15 protein-coding genes, 1 pseudogene and 1 riboswitch are annotated in these 17,286 nt (G+C 42.7%); of the genes and pseudogenes, 11 read left to right on the top strand and 5 right to left on the bottom strand.

The genetic code is table 11. The features are described from left to right. Positions 1 to 58: 58 nt before the first annotated feature. On the bottom strand, positions 59 to 919 hold the full coding sequence (locus CIK80_RS00585) for a hypothetical protein (RefSeq protein WP_095568452.1): 861 nt from the start codon (positions 917 to 919) through the stop codon (positions 59 to 61). 162 nt (positions 920 to 1,081) lie between these two features. Then, positions 1,082 to 1,248, top strand: a riboswitch (yybP-ykoY riboswitch). Here CIK80_RS00585 and CIK80_RS00580 point away from each other — a divergent pair. Continuing rightward, entirely contained in the window at positions 1,221 to 1,829 is a 609-nt protein-coding gene (locus tag CIK80_RS00580) for a manganese efflux pump MntP family protein (RefSeq protein ID WP_257011645.1), read from the top strand. It overlaps the preceding riboswitch by 28 nt. Positions 1,830 to 2,018: 189 nt before the next feature. Here the strand turns inward: CIK80_RS00580 and CIK80_RS00575 are convergent, their stop codons facing one another. From CIK80_RS00575 to ppc, 3 genes are all read right to left on the bottom strand, one after another. Further along, positions 2,019 to 2,297: a DUF3817 domain-containing protein gene (locus CIK80_RS00575; RefSeq protein WP_095569479.1), complete on the bottom strand. Its 279-nt coding sequence runs from the start codon at positions 2,295 to 2,297 to the stop codon at positions 2,019 to 2,021. Between the two features lie 181 nt (positions 2,298 to 2,478). After that, on the bottom strand, positions 2,479 to 3,324 hold the full coding sequence (modA, locus tag CIK80_RS00570; RefSeq protein ID WP_095568450.1) for a molybdate ABC transporter substrate-binding protein: 846 nt from the start codon (positions 3,322 to 3,324) through the stop codon (positions 2,479 to 2,481). 333 nt (positions 3,325 to 3,657) lie between these two features. Then, on the bottom strand, positions 3,658 to 6,444 hold the full coding sequence (gene ppc / locus CIK80_RS00565) for a phosphoenolpyruvate carboxylase (RefSeq protein ID WP_095568449.1): 2,787 nt from the start codon (positions 6,442 to 6,444) through the stop codon (positions 3,658 to 3,660). Positions 6,445 to 6,959: 515 nt separating this feature from the next. Here ppc and CIK80_RS00560 point away from each other — a divergent pair. The 10 genes and pseudogenes from CIK80_RS00560 (at position 6,960) to CIK80_RS00515 (ending at position 16,192) form a co-directional block, all read left to right on the top strand. After that, on the top strand, positions 6,960 to 7,751 hold the full coding sequence (locus tag CIK80_RS00560) for a putative hydro-lyase (RefSeq protein WP_095568448.1): 792 nt from the start codon (positions 6,960 to 6,962) through the stop codon (positions 7,749 to 7,751). A gap of 178 nt (positions 7,752 to 7,929) precedes the next feature. Next, entirely contained in the window at positions 7,930 to 8,439 is a 510-nt protein-coding gene (gene accB, locus CIK80_RS00555; RefSeq protein ID WP_095569478.1) for an acetyl-CoA carboxylase biotin carboxyl carrier protein, read from the top strand. Between the two features lie 72 nt (positions 8,440 to 8,511). After that, positions 8,512 to 9,858 carry an acetyl-CoA carboxylase biotin carboxylase subunit gene (gene accC / locus CIK80_RS00550; protein WP_095568447.1) on the top strand — a complete coding sequence of 449 codons (1,347 nt, stop codon included), beginning with the start codon at positions 8,512 to 8,514 and terminating at the stop codon, positions 9,856 to 9,858. A gap of 67 nt (positions 9,859 to 9,925) precedes the next feature. Beyond that, the gene (gene pxpB, locus CIK80_RS00545) at positions 9,926 to 10,579 is read left to right on the top strand and encodes a 5-oxoprolinase subunit PxpB (protein WP_095568446.1); all 654 of its coding nucleotides are present in this window, start codon (positions 9,926 to 9,928) and stop codon (positions 10,577 to 10,579) included. A gap of 37 nt (positions 10,580 to 10,616) precedes the next feature. Beyond that, entirely contained in the window at positions 10,617 to 11,540 is a 924-nt protein-coding gene (locus CIK80_RS00540) for a biotin-dependent carboxyltransferase family protein (protein ID WP_095568445.1), read from the top strand. Beyond that, the gene (gene pxpA, locus CIK80_RS00535; protein ID WP_218830296.1) at positions 11,530 to 12,267 is read left to right on the top strand and encodes a 5-oxoprolinase subunit PxpA; all 738 of its coding nucleotides are present in this window, start codon (positions 11,530 to 11,532) and stop codon (positions 12,265 to 12,267) included. The genes CIK80_RS00540 and pxpA overlap by 11 nt, the downstream gene beginning before the upstream one ends. Positions 12,268 to 12,307: 40 nt before the next feature. Then, entirely contained in the window at positions 12,308 to 13,495 is a 1,188-nt protein-coding gene (locus CIK80_RS00530; RefSeq protein ID WP_062844514.1) for an NRAMP family divalent metal transporter, read from the top strand. Positions 13,496 to 13,516: 21 nt separating this feature from the next. Then, complete coding sequence (locus CIK80_RS00525) at positions 13,517 to 13,936, top strand: biotin/lipoyl-containing protein (protein ID WP_095568444.1); 420 nt, start codon at positions 13,517 to 13,519, stop codon at positions 13,934 to 13,936. A 256-nt stretch (positions 13,937 to 14,192) separates the two neighbouring features. Next, positions 14,193 to 15,047 carry an SDR family NAD(P)-dependent oxidoreductase gene (locus tag CIK80_RS00520; protein WP_218830295.1) on the top strand — a complete coding sequence of 285 codons (855 nt, stop codon included), beginning with the start codon at positions 14,193 to 14,195 and terminating at the stop codon, positions 15,045 to 15,047. A gap of 91 nt (positions 15,048 to 15,138) precedes the next feature. Then, positions 15,139 to 16,192, top strand: a pseudogene (locus CIK80_RS00515) (zinc-binding alcohol dehydrogenase family protein). A gap of 135 nt (positions 16,193 to 16,327) precedes the next feature. Here CIK80_RS00515 and CIK80_RS00510 read toward each other — a convergent pair. Continuing rightward, on the bottom strand, positions 16,328 to 17,245 hold the full coding sequence (locus tag CIK80_RS00510) for a LysR family transcriptional regulator (RefSeq protein ID WP_095568443.1): 918 nt from the start codon (positions 17,243 to 17,245) through the stop codon (positions 16,328 to 16,330). Between the last annotated feature and the right edge of the window lie 41 nt (positions 17,246 to 17,286).

Genomic DNA, 17,286 nt, shown 5'->3' with positions numbered 1-17,286 from the left:
AAGAATCCAGTGTTTGTCTGGGTTCTTTGTCGTTTATGTCCGAAACGCTTAAAAGTAATTAAGAACAGCCCTCGACCAAATAAATGGCCTCTGGAATACCGATATCGATACTCTCTACCTCACCTTTTAACGCACGCTTATTGTCTACCGTCCACTCAGTCTCACTAATGATGTTGTTACTGAGCTTCTGACCACCCTTAATATGATACTCAATTTGAATCGGCAAGGTATCATTTGCATCGTTTAGCTTAATATCTTCTTGCTTTAAAAGTGCGCCTACATCGTTGTTATTGGTTACAACAAAGTTGACGTTCGCAGTCAAATTGTAATAATCACCTTCAACCGCGTATTTATCAACGGCATAGGTGAGACTGTCATCATGAGCACTCATGACCGATGTTGCCGTATCACCGACATGTACGCCCGTATAGAACGGTGTTTTGGGATCTCGAATCGTAATCAGCGCTACTTTGCCATCTATTACTTGATATAGGACAGAGGCGCGTTTGCCGTAAGCTTGATCCATATAGTATTGTTTTGAATCGCTCACATAATAGCACTGCTCGTTATCACTCTCTTGTTTGGTTAATCCTAAGTCTGCCAAAAGCGCAGGGGTCACGACTTGTCCAAAGCCCAGCTTTTGATAGCCAGATGGACTTACCACTTGGTCATCGGCAGGACTTGTTTCGGCACCAGTCGGCTCTTGTTCTGCGACAGTTTCATCATTACTCTCAGCAACAAGGACTGGCGTATCCGTTTGCGCTGATGTTGTGTTTTCATTAGCTTGGGCTTCGCTATCATCAGCAGGTGAGGATTGTGACTCGCAGCCTGTAAGCAGTTGTACGCCGCCCACAAGGCAAGCTGAGAATAATAGTGACGTCACTTTTTTGGATAATAGTCGGTTATGAGAATCAAACATGGTCATACTCCTAAAGACAAACTTCATATCGCTTACCTAAATAGCATAATAGCGTAATAGCATATTGTTGCGATATCAATCCTATTAATACAAAACAACATACGCAAATTTGCCGTTCTATCTGGCAATTTATTATTGACTTATAACATATTAATGTTAACCTAACCACTCTTTGGGGAGTAGCCTGCTTTCGTCCTACGAAAGCGTTCACATCAACATACTTGGCCACATGCCATGGTGTGAACACCTCTCGGTTGGCGAGACCATCGATATATACACACTGCAGGTCGAGAGTGTGGGTATGTCGTGGACTCTATACTCGACCGAGAAAATCAAAATGAACCCTATCGCTCTTCTTTTACTTGCTTTTTCTATGTCTACTGATGCCTTTTCTGTGGCAATTAGTAAAGGAGCAGGTCTCAAAAACCCACGTTTTACCGAAGCTTTGAGAATGGGCCTTATTTTTGGCTCTATTGAAGCAATCACGCCTATTATTGGCTGGTTGATTGGTCGTTCTGCCACTACTTTTATAGATGCGTCTTTTATTGAGGCGTGGGATCATTGGGTAGCTTTCGTCATTCTGGCAGGTTTGGGATTGCATATGTTGTATGCAGGACTGAAACCTAGTGATGAAGAACAAGAAGCACCAACACAGCATTCTTTTTTTAAACTGGCGCTCACAGCCTTTGGCACTAGTATTGATGCAATGGCCATTGGTGTCAGCTTGGCATTTATTGAAGTCAATATTTTCTTGGCAGCGGGTTTGATCGGTTTGGCGACTGCCATCATGGTCACATTAGGTGTGATGCTAGGTAAGGCGCTTGGCTCACTGATTGGTCATAAAGCCGAAGCATTTGGCGGTGTCATGTTGGTTGTCATCGGGGCATGGATACTGATAAGTCATCTTTAAGGTCGCGACATTTATTTAAAATCCGTGCACTTGAAAAATTGTACAATACAAAGAGGCTAGTATCATTTTTTGCGTGCTCGGCATCAGTAGCGTACAGAGACAGAGGCATTTAAAGTGTTGAAGGTAAGTGCGCATTCACTACGGATGATGCCAGTGTGTATCATGGCATCATTCGTAATAGAGCGAGCGTTAAACTCGTGCTCGCTTTAAGTGCTTTTTGAGTACGTAGTCAAATATAAATGGTCCAAATGGCAAGAACGAGCCAATAACGCCTGCAGGTATGGCCCAAATAGGCATTTTTATTCTCATTGCAGTCGCAATTAGTACAACGATATAAGCCACAAATAACATACCGTGTGCCATACCGACATATGTCACAGCCTCTGGAATGTCCATCATGTATTTCAAAGGCATGGCGATGCCTAGCAGTAATAAAAAAGAAGTCCCTTCTAGATAGCCCATAATCATAAGGCTTTTTAAAGCAAGGTTTTGTGCCTTATTGAGGTGGGGTATGGGTTCAACGATTGACTGAGAGGGCAACACGGTATTTTCCTTTTGTGACTATTAATAAATAACAGAAAGTAAGATGACGGCTAGAAGCGACATGACGGCGACTTTATGTCATGCCGTTTTTTAGTATTGAGCTTTGCTATTCTATAGCGAGATATCCTGCGTTAGAAAAGTACTGCTGTCCAGTACTTGAGCGTAAATAATTTGAGAAATCGATCGCTATAGATGAATCACTGATAACTATACCGTCTTGCAGAATAGGCGGGTATGATTCCGGCGGTAGAGTATAAAACTGGTCGGGCGTCGCTTTGATTGCGGTCAGCTGTGACTGGGCAACAAACCCATAATCGACACTGCCTGTATGAGCGTACTGAAATGCCTGCCCAATATTTTCAGCTTGTATAAGGCGTTTTTGTTCAGTGAGCGTGTTGTAGAGGTTTTGCGATTGCAAATAAGATTTTGCCGATTCGCCATAAGGTGCAAGTGCTGGATTGGCAATAGTGACTTTTGTGTTTGCTCTAGTCGTCAGTAAGTCGTTTAGGCTTGTCGGATCAAACCCATCTAAAGACTTATTAACGCTATAAAGTGCCAGCTGACCTTGGGTATAAGTGAAGGGTTGTGACATAGCCTTGTCACTAGACAACGCGCTATTCGATTTTTCTTTGACAAGTTTATCAGGAAACGCTTGGTTTGCTGCCAAAAATATATCATAAGGGGCGCCAGAGGTAATCTGAGCATATAGCTTACCTGAAGAAGCGTAGGTAACTTCAATCTCCTGATTGGTCAGGTTTTTGTCGGCTTTATATCCTGCAATGATCTCGGGCAATACATCTGACAGATTGGCTGCCGCTGCAATGCGGATTGTCTCTTGCTGTTCGATAGCATTATTGGTATCCGATACTACAGAATTGGTATTTTGTTCTTTGGTGCATGCCGTTAGCATGAATGCTACACAGGCTGTTGTGACAACTAGGGGTTTGATCATTATTGAACCTTGGTATTTACTCTTATTATTCAGCTTTTACTGTTTCAATAAGATAAATAGGCTTTATAGCAGTATCTCCTCAAATTCTCAACTGTGCCAGTCATATTTCATACAAGTCTTCTGCCTAATAAGATGTTTGCTGAGCACTATTTATTGAGAAAAAGTAAAGCTAATACATGATACGGTAGAAAACTGTAGTCACTACCTGATTTATGTACCAAAAATCTTAATAGCTTGTTTGCAACCGTTTTCAAAATGCAATAATAAACAAACCCTTGTAGCACTAAGCTACAAGGGTTTTTTAATACCTTAATCTGTAAGGCGCTATAGTCATTAACCTGTATTGCGTAAACCTGCTGCTAGAGCATTGATGCTGCGGATTAATGGGTCTTCAACGTCAATATTGCTCTTGTTACTTTCATGGCTTTGCTCATCGCTTTTTTGTCTGGCACGTTTTAACAGCTCAATCTGTATATAATTAATGGGATCTAAATACGCATTTCGCCATTGCAGGGAAGCGGCAAGATTGTGCTGATTTGATAATAAAGACTTTTGCTCAAGTAAAGAATTTAAGCCTGAATAAGTCAGCTCGTGCTCCTCAATAACCGCTGTCATAATCTTATCACGCAAGGCCTCATCGTCGCACAATTGGCTGTAAGCTTGCGCGATACTCATCTCAGACTTGGTAAATGCCATCTCGATATTGCTGATAAACACGCTAAAAAACGGCCAATGAGCGTTCATCTCTTTCATCAAGTCTTCATCTGCTTTCACACTATGCAGCGCACTACCGACCCCATACCAAGCAGGCAACGTAAAGCGGGCTAATGACCAACCGAATACCCAAGGAATCGCTCGTAAAGTGGTTTTGCTTGGCAAGCCTTTTTTGCGATGCGATGGACGTGAGCCAATGTTTAATAAAGAGATCTCTTGTACAGGGGTAACCTGTGAGTAAAACTGATAAAACCCTTCTGTATGGTCGGTCAGTTCGCGATAGCGCCGCTCACCTGCATCTGCCAATTGCGCAAAAAGCGACTCATAATTGGGCAGTTCAGCAGGTTGTACCACAAACCTTGACGAGCAGGCTTTTAACGTGCCTGTGATCCCCATGGTCAGCTCAAACACCGCGGTATCGGTGTTGGCGTATTTGGCATAAAGGACTTCGCCTTGTTCCGTTACTTTGATTTGACCATGCAGCGTACCAGCAGGCTGAGCGGCAATAGCATTGTGAGTCGAGCCGCCGCCGCGACTCACAGAGCCACCACGTCCATGGAACAATCGTGTTTTGATGCCATATGTTTTGGCAATACGATCAATGGTTTGTTGTGCACTATAAAGTTGCCATGCCGAGGTAATGATACCGCCATCTTTTGAGGAGTCTGAATATCCCAGCATAATTTCTTGCGTGTTATCTGAATGCTTCAGTAACCCTCGATACAGAGGGTTGTCTAAAACAGCAGGTAAAATCTGATCGATGTTTTTAAGATCTTCAATTGTCTCAAACAAAGGCGCAACTGGTAAGTCAGCGGATAACTGCCCCTCGTCATCAACTCTGCATAAGCCTGCAAAGCGCATGAGCAGCAGCACTTCTAGTATTTGGCTGGCGTTGTTGGTCATCGAAATAACGTAGCTGCCAAAGGTGTCTTGCCCCACCAGTTTGCGCAATGTTGCCACTGAGTTCATCAAGGCCAATTGTTCGCGGGTTTTATCCGTCAAGTTATCTGTATAAATTAGCGGGGTACCAGGTTTCTCGAGCAAGCACGTCAGCCACTCTTGACGCTCTGTTTCAGTGAGCGTGTAATAGTCGGGCAAGTTTGAGGCGCTAGCAAAAATATCCGCAATGACTTCACCATGATAGGATGATTCTTGGCGAATATCGAGGGCCGCCAGATGGAAGCCGCAAGTTTTGACCAGACGAATCATATCAAGCAATAAGCCTTCGCCATGTGCGGTGTCATGAGTATTGACGCTTTGACGAATGATGCGCAGATCTTCTAGCAGTTCTTGCGGGTTGGTATAAGCGTCTTTTTTGGCGTTGCTGTCATCCCCTTTGCTTTGAATCAGTTGATTGGTGGCTTTGACTTTGTTCAGAATCAAAGAGAGTAATCGGCGGTAAGGCTCGTTGCCATAATCATCAAGATTGTAATCAAACACGCGCTGATCAAGTTCGGCATAGCTGCTAATTTTGTCATAGACTTCGGGCGCAACCGTCACGATGGTGTCGCTATGAATCAGCTGGCGGCGCAGTTTCTTTAGCAGCACTTGGTAGTGGCGTAGTACGGTATCGGCATGCATGAGAACCGCAAGTTCTGTGGTCTCAAACGTCACAAATGGATTGCCATCTCTATCGCCACCGATCCAAGAGCCAAAGCTCATAAAGGCAGGTAACGGGTAGTCTATTAATTCTGGATAGATATCGACAATGGCGGCTTTCATATTGCGATAAACCTTGGGAATGGCATTAAATAAGCTGGCATTAAAATAATGCAGACCGTTATTTATCTCATCATAAACCAAGGGCTTACGGGTACGTACCTCATCAGACGACCAGAGTAGATCGATCGTTTGCGCGGTTTGCGCTTTGGCTTGCTCGTACGAAAAGCTGTTTTCAGCAAAATTATTTAACGCATCACTATGGGTAAACAGACTCTGCAATATATTCATCGTCGTGCGGCGGCGTGCCTCAGTAGGATGCGCGGTAAAGACAGGAATGAATGTTAATTGCTCAATGAGTTCCTGCATTTGCTCAGGTTCAATATTTCTTTCACGGCACTCAAGTAAAGTGCGACGAAACGACCCCTCCCAGCTTTGCTCAGATTGCGCCCGCAGTGCCTGACGTTGCTCTCGTAAGTAGTTTTCTTCACTGAGATTGGCTAAGAAAAAATAAATAGAAAAACTGCGGATGACGTTTTTTAATGTTTGATTGTCTAAAGAGGCGATAAAGTCGATAAGTTGCTGCTTATGGGTGTCATTAGGTGCGCGTCGCTGCTGGATAAATCCTTTTCGCAGTGTCTCAATGGTATTGATGGTTTGCTCTCCAGTCTGGCGAGCAATCGCGTCACCGAGGAACGAAGCCAGTAAGCTGATGCGTTCTCGTAATACGTCGTTATCTATAATCATCCTTAGCCCTTTTATCAAATTGGTTAGCAAAATAGCCGTACTGTTATAACGGCAGTTTTTTCAAAGTGTGGTTGTTATATATGCTGATAGGTATTGTATAAAGCCAATCTTAATGGAGCGTGATACTGATTTTAATGGAGCATGACACCTATAAAATAGAGCGTTTATCAGGTGTCGTCAAGATACTCTCACATGAGCACGTTATTTAATCATAATGATTGAACTCTTTGATGGACCTACCATACAACTGACAGCGATGGCAAAAAATCTTAAGCTTTTTTATTCAATATTATTTAGAGCAGATTCATACACTTAAACTTCATAAATCAAATATGCTTGGTTGTATGAAAGAGAGTAAGAGTCGATGGCGCATTGTAATCTAAAAACCATTCTGTTAACTTCAAATAACGATAATGCGTTTATCAAGACATAAAACACTGCCATGTCAGAGACCTTAATCTGATTTAAAAAGATTTTCGTCTGATAAAAATGATAAAAAAGAAGAGGCTATCATCATGCTGGATTTAGCGAATATGACTCCAGAGCAGGTAAGAGGATTAATCGGAAAAAACCAAATCGACCAGCCCACATCTGGTATGTGTACAGGTCACATTCAAGCAAATGTCGTCATCGTTCCTAAAAGTCTGGCATATGATTTTTTATTATTTGCCCAAAGAAATCCAAAATCTTGTCCCGTACTAGACGTGACAGATATTGGCAGCTCGGAGCCACGTCTCATGGCAAAAGGCGCAGACTTAAAGTCTGAAGTGCCAAAATATCGTATATATAAATATGGTGAGTTAGTAGACGAGGTATTAGACTTAAAAGAGTACTGGAGAGATGATCTGGTTTGTTTTCTTTTAGGGTGTAGCTTTTCTTTTGAGTCTGCATTATTAAACGCCTCCATTCCTATTAGGCACATAGAAGACAATCACAATGTGCCAATGTATCTCACCAATATAGACACTGAGCCTGCAGGTCAGTTCCATGGAAAGATGGTGGTAAGCATGCGTCCAATACCTTATCAGCTGATCACAAGGGCGGTGCAAGCCACTTCTCGGTTTCCTCAAGTGCATGGCGCACCCATCCATATAGGCGATCCAAGCTTAATCGGTATAAAAGACATTCATTCTCCTGATTTTGGTGAGGCATCCATCATAAAAGAAGGTGAAATACCTGTATTTTGGGCGTGCGGTGTCACGCCGCAAAGTATCGCCATGACCAGTAAGCCCGAGCTTATGATCACGCACGCACCAGGCTATATGTTTATCTGCGACCCAAAAGATGAAGACTTGGCAGTGCTGTAATTTCTGTCCACTGCACTCGCTGGCATCAAGGGTTTTAAAAAACCAATCATGACTTATTAAATAGATTAAGGATGTTTGTTTAATGCCTCAAAAGGCTTATCAAAGGCGTTTAAGCACAACGTCTTAACCACGAATCATTGCTCACTTTTACACTAACGGAATAGCCAAGCACATGAATATGAATATTAACTTCACGGATTTAGAAAAACTCATAAAACTGGCCGAAGGCTCAGACATAAAATCTTTAGAACTGACCGATGGCGACACGCGTATCTCTATCGTTTGTCACGCTGATGGCAATGACAATAGTGAACGCCATTCTCCTACCAACGCCTCTCATTCAGAACAGCGCTCAATAACAGACGCTTCTGCTCAGAAAGCCATTACCAATAATGAAACAATAAGCTCTGATACAACTGACGAAACAGTAGCCACTGAGAACGCAGAGAATAACGTAACCGCCCCAATGCTCGGCACTTTTTATCTACGCCCAGAACCGACAGCCGAGCCTTTTTTTAAAGTCGGTGATCAAATAGAAGCGAGGCAGACACTATGCATCATTGAAGCCATGAAAATGATGTATGAGGTCAAAGCAGAAACGAGCGGTACGCTTAAAGAGATTTTGGTAGAAGAAGGTGATGTCGTAGAGTATGAGCAGCCTTTATTTATGATAGCGCCAAACAGTTAAGGTCAAGCAATACCGTGTCCATAACACCGCATAAATACTGTATTTGACATCATACTTTTTAGGAAAACAGACATGTTCTCAAAAATCTTAATTGCCAATCGTGGCGAGATTGCTCTACGTATTATCCGAGCTTGCAAACAGTTAGGTATTCAAACCGTCATTGCTCATTCTGAAGCCGATAAAGACTCACTGCCAGTACGCTTAGCCGACGAAAAAGTATGTATCGGCCCTGCCAATGCAACAAACAGCTATCTCAATCAAAGAGCGATCGTCTCTGCCGCCAAAATAACAGGCGCGCAAGCCATTCATCCAGGCTATGGTTTTTTGTCCGAAAATGCGGATTTTGCGGCTTTGATTGAAGAGTCAGGGCTGATATTTATTGGTCCAACCGCAGATAATATTAGAAAAATGGGTGATAAAGTCGCTGCAAAAGAACAGATGACGATGGCTGGCGTGCCCTGCGTACCGGGCTCCGAGGGTGCATTGCCTACCGACTCGGATCAAGTCATCAAGATTGCCAAAGAAGTCGGCTATCCAGTGATCATCAAGGCAGCTAGCGGTGGTGGCGGTCGCGGTATGCGCGTGGTCGAAAAAGAAGCCGATTTACTCTCGGCTATTGCTATGACGCAAACAGAAGCCAAAGCCAATTTTGGTAGTGCCATTGTTTATCTTGAAAAATACTTACAAGCGCCTCGCCATATTGAAATCCAAGTACTGTCTGACACGCATGGTAATGCCATCTATTTAGGTGAGCGCGACTGCTCCATGCAACGTCGCCATCAAAAAGTCATCGAAGAAGCGCCGGCACCTGGCATTACGGACGAGCAGCGCCAGCAGATTGGGCAGGCTTGTGCGACGGCGTGCCAAAAAATGCAGTATAGAGGGGCAGGTACGTTCGAATTTTTATACGAAAATGGCGAGTTCTTTTTTATTGAGATGAACACCAGAGTTCAGGTAGAGCACACCATTACCGAGATGATAACGGGTGTGGATATTGTTCAAGAGCAAATAAGAGTGGCGGCAGGATTGCCGCTTGCGCACAAGCAAAGCGATATCAAAATCACTGGACACGCTTTTGAATGCCGTATCAATGCTGAAAATGCCAACACGTTTTTGCCCAATGCAGGACGTATAGACTATTGTCATATGCCCGCAGGATTTGGAATTAGAGTAGACAGTCATGTCGAGTCAAACTATACCGTGCCGCCCTCTTATGACAGCTTGATTGCCAAAATATGCGTACACGACCATTCAAGAGAACAGGCCATAGCGAAGATGCAAGCCGCCTTATCAGAGGCGCAAATCACAGGTATCGATACCAATATTGGTTTGCACCAACGTCTATTCAAAGACAAAGTATTCTGTGACGGGCAAATGAGTATTCATTATCTGTCTGAATGGATACAAGACAACATATAACGATGCATAATAAAAATGAGCGCCAAAGCGAACACGAAAGCTGAAACAAAAAATGGAGCGCATACAAATGGAAATACAGTGGCAAATATGCAGTGAAACAAATCTGGCTTTGTTCTTTCCAAAGCCAGTTACCCTAGACAAGCAGCGACAATGCTGGGCGTTAGCGGACATTATAAAAAAAATGCCAGAAGTCATAGAAGTCGTGATTGGCATGAATACGCTCAGCGTATTTACGGTTTCATTGACCCTGACTGAGCTCAGAAATGTAGAACAGGCGTTATCTGAACTACTGAATGACATGCCTTCAAAAACCATAGAGGGCAAGTATGTCGAAATCCCTGTGCATTACGGTGGCAAGTACGGCCCTGATCTTGCTGCCATGGCGAATGATTTAAACCTCTCAGTTGAAGACGTTGTCAATCTGCATACGGAGGCGACTTATACCGTGTATTTCATTGGTTTTCAGCCGGGATTTCCTTATCTTGGTGGCTTATCTGAATCGTTGTATTTCCCAAGACATGCTATACCTCGAACGCAAGTACCAGCAGGCTCAGTCGGTATAGGCGGCGAGCAAACGGGGGTTTATCCTTTTGAATCGCCAGGCGGTTGGCAACTATTGGGGCAAACCGATACCTCATTATTTGATTTAACCAAAGACTCTCCGACGCTGCTAAACGCAGGCGATACCTTGAAGTTTACAGCGATTGATATTCATGAGTAAAGCTAACATGAATAAAAAATATAAATAGGTGGTATCAATGAAAATTTTAGCCGCAAGCGCCCTTGCTAGTATCCAAGATTCAGGACGATTGGGCTACCGAAGCATGGGCGTGGGTAGAAACGGAGCGATGGACAGCTGGTCTTTGCAGGCTGGCAACGCGTTGATGAAAAACAAGCTGAATGAGCCAGCGATTGAGATTGCTTTGGGTAATTTGACTATAGAATTTGAAGAAGACGTCAGTTTTTGCTTAACAGGCGCATTATATGAAGCATATTTAGATGACAAACGCATTCCTTGCTATTGGCGTATCAATGCAAAAGCCAATCAAACGCTCAAACTGGTACGTCCGCTACAAGGTATGTATACCTATCTATGTGTACATGGTGGCTTTGATATTGAACCAGTCTTAGAGTCGACCAGTACCAATACCAAAGCGGGTTTTGGTGGATTTGAAGGTAGGTATCTTAAAGCCGATGACACTTTAAATGTAAAAGTCGCTTCACACTTACCCGTCATTGGCGTGACTCGCCTGACACCAACTCAAATGATTAGAGTCATAAAAAGTAGCGAGTATGAGTGTTTTACCGCTGCTTCCCAAGAAGTGTTTGAGACACAAGCGTGGAAGCTGCAAACTAACAGCAATCGTATGGGCTATCGCTTGGCAGGAAAAGCAGCGCTTGAATTTGCTGAGCCTGTAGAGATGAGTTCGCACGGCGTAGATATTGGTATGATTCAAGTACCACCGCAAGGGCAACCCATTGTTTTGATGGCAGATGGGCAGACGACAGGCGGCTATCCCAAAATTGCTACCGTCATCAATGCAGATATAGGACTGATGGCACAAATTCGGTTCGGTAAAGCGTGTCAGTTTACGCTCGTAGATTTAGAACAAGCATTGCATGAACAACAAAAAAGACACCACTATATTAAGCAAATTAAGGAATATGCTGATGAAAATTGATTTAAATGCCGATGTCGCTGAAGGCTGCGGGCAAGATGATAAATTATTAACCATCGTCAGCTCGGCGAATGTCTGCTGCGGTCTTCACGCGGGTTCTTATGATGAGATGCTGGCTACCTTACAATTGGCCAAAACAAACAATGTAAGAGTAGGCGCGCATCCGGGACTGAACGATAGAGAAAACTTTGGCCGTACCAATCAGAGCTTGAATGAAGCCAGTTACCGCGCTTTGTTATCCTATCAACTGGGGGCAACCAAAGCACTCTGTGATTTGGTTGGTGTACCTTTAGAGTATGTGAAGCCCCATGGTGCGCTGTATAACCAAGCAGCGGTTGATCAAGCATTGTCAGATATCTTGGTGAGTGAAATCAAACGCTTCGACCCAAATTTAAAAGTGATGGGCTTGTCGGGTGGTCACCTTGTCAAATCAGCAAAAAATCATGGTTTAGTGTCAATATCAGAAGTGTTCGCCGATCGCAACTATGAGGAAGATGGCTCATTGGTCTCCCGTAGTAAAGACAATGCATTGATCACTGATACTAATGAAGCAATCAATCATGTATTACAGATGATTACGGAGGGGACTGTTACCAGTGTAAGCGGCAAAAAAATCCCAGTAGAGGCGCAAAGTATCTGTTTACATGGTGATGGGGAACATGCGATTTTATTTGCTCAAGAGATTAAAAAACAACTAGAAATCAAAGGTATTAAGATATCCGCTCAATAGTAATTTGAATCGACTTATTTTGTATAACACAAGGATGTTCATGAGTACCTTAAAAAAACACAATACCGCCATTTTGGGCGCGGCCTTTTTGATGGCCACATCAGCTGTCGGACCAGGGTTTTTGACCCAAACGGCTACCTTTACCGAAAGTCTGATGGCAAGTTTTGGTTTTGTTATTCTAATATCTATTATTATGGATATTGGCGTACAGCTTAATGTTTGGCGCATTGTCGCTGTCTCTAGAAAACGGGCACAGGAAATTGCCAACTTAGTATTCCCAGGCGTCGGTTACTTGCTTGCATTTTTAATCATTGCAGGCGGGCTTGCTTTTAACATTGGTAACATTGGCGGTGCAGGTCTTGGCATGCAGTCTATGTTCAATATCTCGCCTATCACTGGGGCATTGATCAGTGGTGTCGTCGCAGTAGCCATATTCTTAGGCAAAGAAGCCGGCCCCATGATGGATAAGTTTGCTCAGCTGATGGGCTTTATTCTTATTGTATTGATCATTTATGTGGTGTTCAAATCTGACCCACCATTGGCTGAAGCTGTTACTAAAACCATCATGCCCGATAAGATTGATGCAGTGGCTATCGTTACTTTGGTCGGCGGTACGGTTGGCGGTTATATTACGTTTTCAGGTGCACACCGCTTATTAGAAGCAGGCGTGAGTGGAGAAGAAAATCTGGGCGCAGTGACGCGAAGTTCAGTGTCTGGTATTTTGATTGCTTCTGTTATTCGTGTGTTCTTGTTTCTTGCCGTTTTAGGTGTGGTGTCTCAAGGTTTTACCTTGAATCCGGCAAACCCAGCCATGTCGCCTTTTGAATATATATTAGGCAATGCAGGTAAGGTGATTTTTGGTATGGTCATTTGGGCCGCCTCCGTGACTTCTGTTATTGGTGCTGCTTATACTTCTGTGTCTTTTATGACCAATTTTCATCCGTTTATTGAAACGTACAAACGCTATTTTATTATTGGCTTTATCGTCATCTCAACGCTGGTGTTTGCCACTATCGGTAAGCCTGCTCAAGTACTGGTATTGGTCGGTACGTTAAATGGTTTGGTACTGCCTATTGCCATGGTCATTATTCTTATCGCTGCTTATAGAAAAAACATCGTTGGTAACTACAAGCATCCTATTTGGATTGCCGCATTTGGTTGGTTGATTGCCATTGTCATGAGTATTCTAAGCGTGATGACGATCGCTAAATATCTTGGTATGAGTTGATAATTAATTAAGGAATTTATGATGGATATAGAGCAAATAGCGCGTGTGGTTAAGCTGGTTGAGCGCAGTCAGTTGCACGAAATAACAATTGCGAATAACGGGCAATCTATTAAAGTAGTTAATAATGTAGACTCACAGAACAGTGCTAATCCGCTAGAAGCTATGCCGACTCAAGAGCTTGAACAGAAAGACAGTAAACCATTACAAGTATGTGCAACTCATGTGGGAAAAGTTTACTTAAGTGAAGATGATACAACTGACCAGCTGGTAAATGAAGGAGATAGTATCGAAAAAGGCCAAACGATCTGTTTCATTGAGGAGTTGACTCGTTTGCTTCCTGTTATCAGTGATAAAACAGGTATTGTTGACACCATCTTAGTTAAAAATGGACAAAACATCGAATATGGTCAGCCTATTTTAAAATTAACAAGCAGTACATAGCGTGTATGGATTAACTTAGCATTCAGCCAGCAGCTTATTGATTTTTTACTTGGCGGTATCTTGTCTTTATATGGGCTTGGTACCGTTACTTTTATGGGTAATGACTAAAAGTACAATTATTAAGAGGTGCAAAGAGAGTTGACAAGTGACTTCTGTATGAATCAAAACATTTCCATTACAATAACTACTATGACGATAGATAAAATAGAACACGTATCCAAAACTGAAATCATAATTCAAATAATAAGGACGGTTTATGACTATGTATAAAACTATTTTAATCACTGGTAGCACGGACGGCATTGGCAAATTAGCTGCTTTAAAACTGGCAGAAACGGGGCATCAAGTGTACCTGCATGGCCGCGATGCTGACAAACTGGCCAATGTGATTAGTGAAGTCCAAGCAGTAACGACAGGTGAAGCAGTAGATAGAGTTGGTGGGTTTGTAGCGGATTTCTCTGATTTAACTGCTGTACTTAAGATGGCATCCGACGTGAATGAAAAGTTGCCAAAGCTAGATGTATTGATAAACAATGCAGGAATTTATACCGCGTCAGTCGCAACGACCAAAGATGATTTGGACATACGCTTTGTGGTCAATTATTTAGCGCCTTATGAGTTGACTAATGCGCTATTACCGTTACTCAAGCAGTCTGACAAAGCCCGCATCATCAATCTAAGCTCAGCTGCCCAAACGCCGATATCATATGAGGCGTTTGCAGGACAAGCTAGTCTGGATGACAAAGCTGCCTATGCGCAAAGTAAGCTGGCGCTCACGATGTGGAGTATGCACTTAGCGGATAGGGTTGCTGGCGACGATATCAATGTGATTGCTGTGAATCCGGGATCATTGTTGAACACCAAGATGGTTGACGAGGCGTATGGTCATCACTGGTCATCAGCAGACAAAGGCGCAAATATCTTAACGGAACTGGCAATCTCAGATGAGTTTGCTAATGACACGGGTAAATACTTTGATAACGATATCAAAGATGGCATACAAGGTGATGTAAGAGGCGAGTTTGGAAAACCGCATGCTGATGCTTTGAATAAAGAAGCCATTGCAAAGCTTGAGAAGCATACAGAGCAGGTCTTGCAATCGTTATATTAACCATAACTCATTTCATAAGAAGCTTCACTTAAGCTAATTAATGTCCAGATAAAGACGCTACTGACGCTATTTATTATTAGGAATAAAAACAATGCAAAATCAGACAGTAAAAGCCATTGGTTATAAAGACAATTTCGCTATCGATAATGAACAAGCACTACAAGACATTACCCTTGAGAAACCGACTGCTACAGGCCATGATATTTTGGTAGAGGTCAAAGCCATATCTGTAAACCCCGTAGATTATAAAATCCGTCAGTCACGTCCTGCACTAGACGGTAAGTATGCGGTGATTGGCTGGGACGCGGCGGGTATCGTGACGGCTGTCGGCGATGAGGTCAGCTTGTTTTCAGTAGGGGATAAGGTATATTACGCGGGTGATTTGACCCGTTCAGGTAGCAACGCTGAATATCAACTGGTTGATGAGCGCATCGTTGGGCGTATGCCATCATCGCTATCTTTTGCGGAGGCCGCTGCATTGCCACTCACGACGATTACTGCGTGGGAGATGTTATTTGAGCGTTTACAAATACCGGTTTCTGATAGCTCATCAGGTGAGAGCGCAAATGACGTCTCAGTATTGGTCATTGGTGCGGCAGGCGGAGTCGGCTCCATATTAACGCAGTTATTAAAGACACGAACGTCTGCGACGATTATTGGCACCGCGTCAAGAGATGAGAGCGTACAGTGGTTAAAGGATTTGGGCGCAGATCATGTGATTAATCACCGCAACCCTTTATTTGATGAACTACAACAGACAGGCATCAATGAAGTAGATTATGTCATCAGTCTAAATAACACTGACGAGCATTATGAAGAAATCATCAAATGCTTAAAGCCACAAGGTAAATTGGGACTGATTGATGATCCAAAATCATTAGATGCCAATGCGCTTAAAACTAAGTGTTTAAGCTTACACTGGGAGTTCATGTTTACGCGCTCAATGTTCCATACGCCAGATATGCTTGAACAGCATCGTTTACTAAATGACGTGGCAAAATTAATTAATTGATGCGGGTGATATTAAAACCACGGTTGCTCATAATCTTGGCACTATCACGGCTGAGCATGTACGCCATGCACACCAAATGCTAGAAAACCAACAAGCACATGGCAAGATTGTATTAGAAGGTTGGCCTGCTTAGGATCGACATCTTTGGCGGATTGAATGATTAATCCGGCAAAATACGTTACAATGCTAAAACCAACATCACTGCCATATCTTATCCAGCATCCTAAACTAATTTTGTGATGAGCAATATTACTGCAAAACTTAAATGTCAGGTAGCAATAGAGAGAGCAGAAATGCTATTTTTTAGTTTTGGCGACACAAACTCTAAAAAAACTCTCATTTTCTGCGGTAAGTATTTCCGAGTCTTATGAAGCAAGTGTACTGGGATTTTATTAGGCTCAAACTCATTTAATATGATTTGTAGATCGCCTTTATCTATAGCATCTTTAACCTGGTAATGTAGTTGCTGGGTTATACCCACTCCCTTTATTGCAGCCTTGACTGCGGAATCACTATCATTAACCGTTAGTCTTGGCAAAATATCTATATGAGCTGTTAATCCAGAGTCAGGAAAATGGTAGCTCCAATAAGGAGTTGTCATTGCAGTATCTAATGATATGCACGAGAGTTGCGTTAAATCATAAGGTGATTCAATTTTGCCATGGCTTGATAAAAACTGTTGGCTTGCACAGGTCACGATGCGCATACTTCCTACTTGAGTTGCTATCATTGTACTATCCGGCAACTTTCCTATTCTAATCGCCATATCTACGTCATCTTCAAAAAGATTGATATTTTTATCCGATAATAAGAGTTGGACGTTTATATTTGGATATAAAGACAAAAATTCAATAATAGTTGGTAGCACATATAACCTGCCAAACATAACTGGCGCTGTAATCACCAAATCTCCTCTTGGCTCCAAATACTCTCCTTTTGCCTTACTTTCAGCCTCTTCAACCTGTATTAATATTCTCTTACAGGCCTCTATATAGTCGTATCCTGAATATGTCAAAGACAACTTCCTGGTGGTTCTATGCAATAGACGAACGCCAAGTTGGTTTTCAAGCTCAGATATTTTTCTACTTAAGGTCGGTAATGGTACGTTCAAAATTTTGCTTGCGGCAGAAAAACTGCCAACTTCCGCTACTTTAATTAACATAAACATTACTTGTAACCGATCCATAATTATCTCATTTATTGAAAGTATTATTATCAAAATTACAG

This window comes from Psychrobacter sp. JB193 (assembly GCF_002285555.1).
Taxonomy (GTDB): Bacteria; Pseudomonadota; Gammaproteobacteria; order Pseudomonadales; family Moraxellaceae; genus Psychrobacter; species Psychrobacter alimentarius.
The sequence above is the reverse complement of the archived record's forward strand: the minus strand, read 5'-3'. Positions and strand labels throughout refer to the sequence as shown.

What these genes read in the sequence shown, in the direction of transcription:
- CIK80_RS00585 (WP_095568452.1), bottom strand. Translation starts at nt 919, where the DNA reads ATGTTTGATTCTCATAACCGACTATTATCCAAAAAAGTGACGTCACTA.
- CIK80_RS00580 (WP_257011645.1), top strand. Translation starts at nt 1,221, where the DNA reads ATGTCGTGGACTCTATACTCGACCGAGAAAATCAAAATGAACCCTATC.
- CIK80_RS00575 (WP_095569479.1), bottom strand. Translation starts at nt 2,297, where the DNA reads ATGATTATGGGCTATCTAGAAGGGACTTCTTTTTTATTACTGCTAGGC.
- modA (WP_095568450.1), bottom strand. Translation starts at nt 3,324, where the DNA reads ATGATCAAACCCCTAGTTGTCACAACAGCCTGTGTAGCATTCATGCTA.
- ppc (WP_095568449.1), bottom strand. Translation starts at nt 6,444, where the DNA reads ATGATTATAGATAACGACGTATTACGAGAACGCATCAGCTTACTGGCT.
- CIK80_RS00560 (WP_095568448.1), top strand. Translation starts at nt 6,960, where the DNA reads ATGCTGGATTTAGCGAATATGACTCCAGAGCAGGTAAGAGGATTAATC.
- accB (WP_095569478.1), top strand. Translation starts at nt 7,930, where the DNA reads ATGAATATTAACTTCACGGATTTAGAAAAACTCATAAAACTGGCCGAA.
- accC (WP_095568447.1), top strand. Translation starts at nt 8,512, where the DNA reads ATGTTCTCAAAAATCTTAATTGCCAATCGTGGCGAGATTGCTCTACGT.
- pxpB (WP_095568446.1), top strand. Translation starts at nt 9,926, where the DNA reads ATGGAAATACAGTGGCAAATATGCAGTGAAACAAATCTGGCTTTGTTC.
- CIK80_RS00540 (WP_095568445.1), top strand. Translation starts at nt 10,617, where the DNA reads ATGAAAATTTTAGCCGCAAGCGCCCTTGCTAGTATCCAAGATTCAGGA.
- pxpA (WP_218830296.1), top strand. Translation starts at nt 11,530, where the DNA reads ATGAAAATTGATTTAAATGCCGATGTCGCTGAAGGCTGCGGGCAAGAT.
- CIK80_RS00530 (WP_062844514.1), top strand. Translation starts at nt 12,308, where the DNA reads ATGAGTACCTTAAAAAAACACAATACCGCCATTTTGGGCGCGGCCTTT.
- CIK80_RS00525 (WP_095568444.1), top strand. Translation starts at nt 13,517, where the DNA reads ATGGATATAGAGCAAATAGCGCGTGTGGTTAAGCTGGTTGAGCGCAGT.
- CIK80_RS00520 (WP_218830295.1), top strand. Translation starts at nt 14,193, where the DNA reads ATGACTATGTATAAAACTATTTTAATCACTGGTAGCACGGACGGCATT.
- CIK80_RS00510 (WP_095568443.1), bottom strand. Translation starts at nt 17,245, where the DNA reads ATGGATCGGTTACAAGTAATGTTTATGTTAATTAAAGTAGCGGAAGTT.